Source organism: Neobacillus bataviensis LMG 21833, assembly GCF_000307875.1.
Classification (GTDB): Bacteria; Bacillota; Bacilli; order Bacillales; family Cytobacillaceae; genus Neobacillus; species Neobacillus bataviensis.
On sequence record NZ_AJLS01000068.1, the window covers coordinates 1 to 2,358 of the forward strand.

4 protein-coding genes are annotated in these 2,358 nt (G+C 35.6%); all 4 read left to right on the top strand.

The window, feature by feature from the left end:
- Nucleotides 1-215 precede the first annotated feature (215 nt).
- Nucleotides 216-374 carry a hypothetical protein gene (locus BABA_RS27305; RefSeq protein ID WP_021164959.1) on the top strand — a complete coding sequence of 53 codons (159 nt, stop codon included), beginning with the start codon at nucleotides 216-218 and terminating at the stop codon, nucleotides 372-374.
- 42 nt (nucleotides 375-416) lie between these two features.
- Nucleotides 417-914 carry a hypothetical protein gene (locus BABA_RS12175; RefSeq protein ID WP_007085493.1) on the top strand — a complete coding sequence of 166 codons (498 nt, stop codon included), beginning with the start codon at nucleotides 417-419 and terminating at the stop codon, nucleotides 912-914.
- 128 nt (nucleotides 915-1,042) lie between these two features.
- Complete coding sequence (locus BABA_RS12180) at nucleotides 1,043-1,363, top strand: hypothetical protein (protein WP_031300848.1); 321 nt, start codon at nucleotides 1,043-1,045, stop codon at nucleotides 1,361-1,363.
- Nucleotides 1,363-2,358, top strand: a 996-nt coding sequence (locus BABA_RS12185; RefSeq protein WP_007085495.1) for an ATP-binding protein, incomplete at its 3' end; no start/stop codon positions are given. The genes BABA_RS12180 and BABA_RS12185, both read left to right, overlap by 1 nt.

Genomic DNA, 2,358 nt, shown 5'->3' on the forward strand with positions numbered 1-2,358 from the left:
ATGCTCTATATATTGTGAGAACTCTAGTATATTTAATCCTCTAACATCCTGTTTGAATAATTCTTCTAAATTAAAAGTCAATTCCATTTCCCCACCTCAAAAAAGTTACTTTTCTTATCATTTTATCGTAAATCTCCTTTATAATCAATATTCTATTAAAATTATATCTTGTTGATAAGTTAGTATTTTACCCCTATTATTGGGATAATTATATTATGCAAGATAATTCTTGTAAATATAAACAGTCCTATACTGGTGCGCACCTAAATGGACGGATTGAAAACAAAGGAAAGCCTGACTCATTTGTCTTGGCTTACCGTTTGTTGGTCTTCCGTTTATTTGGTGTGCCTTTTGCCAATTCGGTTAATCAATAAATCCTGTTTCCTATCCGTCCTAAGGGCGGAAAAGAGCACAAAATGGATTTTATCAAAACAGGTTCTAAGAATCGTGAAACTTACACTTACACATTTATGAGTGATGGTCAAAAGAAGACGGTAACTTTAGTCGCTGGGCAAGATGACATTACTAAAGAATGGATTGACGAGCTTCATCGTGCTGATGATCGTACAGTTTATTCAAACAACAAAAATGCGAATCCTGATTTCAGAAAAAAAACAAAGACACATTCTGAGAAAAAGTGGAATACTTCATTAGACTCTCCCAAACCTTCAGCTTATGATGTCAAAAAAGGAAAATTTGTAGAACAGTCCGTTGTAATGCCTGCTTCCTATGAAACTCCTGAGCAAGAACTTTTGAATGATTGCCTTGAAAAACTTTCAGCTGATGAAGCGAGATTCTTAAGACGTGTTGTAAAACATGGAGAAGCTACCAAACTCGCTGAAGAATATCACGTTTCTAATAAAACGATCAATGCTTGGAAAAACAAGCTCATCAATAAAATTAAAAAATTTTAATAAAAATTTCAAAAGAGGGTAAAATCCCTCTTTTTTTGTCGCCGTTATTTATAGAAGGAGGAAAAATCAAGCTCACGATAAAAACTGAGCAGCACACATTAAACTACCGATTCATGAAAGGAACCACTATGAAAGCACAATATAATAAACGCAAAGGCGGGTACTCCGCTGAACTCGCAAACAACATTTTAGATCGCTCAAAAGCCATTCACTCATTGAGCGAAACGCTTGAGCCTCAAATGAAGTTTGAAGACGGCAAACGAACTGATGAGGTGATTGCTTACAAAGGTTGGTTTTCTCAAAGCGGTTTACCCCCCTTTGAAGTAAAATTCACAGATCAAGTTAAACTTCCCCCTTATCTATCTATTATAACGTTTGATCATCTTCAAGCCTGTGAAGTCAACTACAACATTTACTTTAAGGCTGATGGCATCAAGGAGGTGAAATAATGACCAATAGTCAACTTGCACTTTATCTCTTACAAAGCCTAAATATGGCGCTAGGATCTCAAATCGAGGGCGAGACCTCGTACACAAATAGTTTTGATGTCAAAGTACAGGAAGATGGCTTCCTCTTTCTTCCTCGAATGCCTTCGGGCTATATTATTGACAATGATCTGTATTTTAAGATTTTCTTGATTGCGAACGCTTGTCTCTATCCCCGATACACCTTACTTAAGCAAAATAGCGCCTATTTTGTTCCACTAAATACTGATGATATTCACACACAACGAGGCTTGTTCTTTCCTTGGAAAATGGGCATTTCAAAACGTTTAGTTATCAATGATTTAGATTTCTTTGTTGCTTCACAACATAAGCCTTATATCCCTATCATGGAGAACCTGAAACTAAACTACGATAATGTAACCTCAATTGCAATCGCAGGAAATTCAGGAAGTGGTAAATCTTATACACTTACTTATTTTCTAAGTATGTTAAAGCCTCTATCAGATTTAATCATCATTGATCCTAAATTTGATACGCCGTCACGCTGGGCGAGAGAAAATAAAATTCCTGTAATCCACCCTGAACGCAATCGTTCAAAATCAGATTTTGTTGCTGAAATCAACGAATCTTTAAGTCAAACTTTGAATATCATTTATAAGCGTCAAGAGATTCTATACGATAATCCTCGCCATCCGTTTTCACATCTGACTATTGTTATTGATGAAGTCTTGGCTCTATCCGAGGGAACAAACAAAAATATTAAGGATAGCTTCTTCTCTTTAATTTCACAGATTGCATTGTTAGGAAGAGCGACTAAAGTCCATCTTTTACTGGTATCACAACGTTTTGATTATCAATCTATTCCAGTTTCTGTGAGGGAGCAGTTAAATGTCCTTATTCAAATCGGAAATATCAATAAGAAAACTGTTCAATTCTTGTTTCCTGATTTAGATCCTGAAGGAATTGTTATTCCATTAGGTAAAGGTACTGGTTTAATC

What these genes read in the sequence shown, in the direction of transcription:
- BABA_RS27305 (WP_021164959.1), top strand. Translation starts at nt 216, where the DNA reads ATGCAAGATAATTCTTGTAAATATAAACAGTCCTATACTGGTGCGCAC.
- BABA_RS12175 (WP_007085493.1), top strand. Translation starts at nt 417, where the DNA reads ATGGATTTTATCAAAACAGGTTCTAAGAATCGTGAAACTTACACTTAC.
- BABA_RS12180 (WP_031300848.1), top strand. Translation starts at nt 1,043, where the DNA reads ATGAAAGCACAATATAATAAACGCAAAGGCGGGTACTCCGCTGAACTC.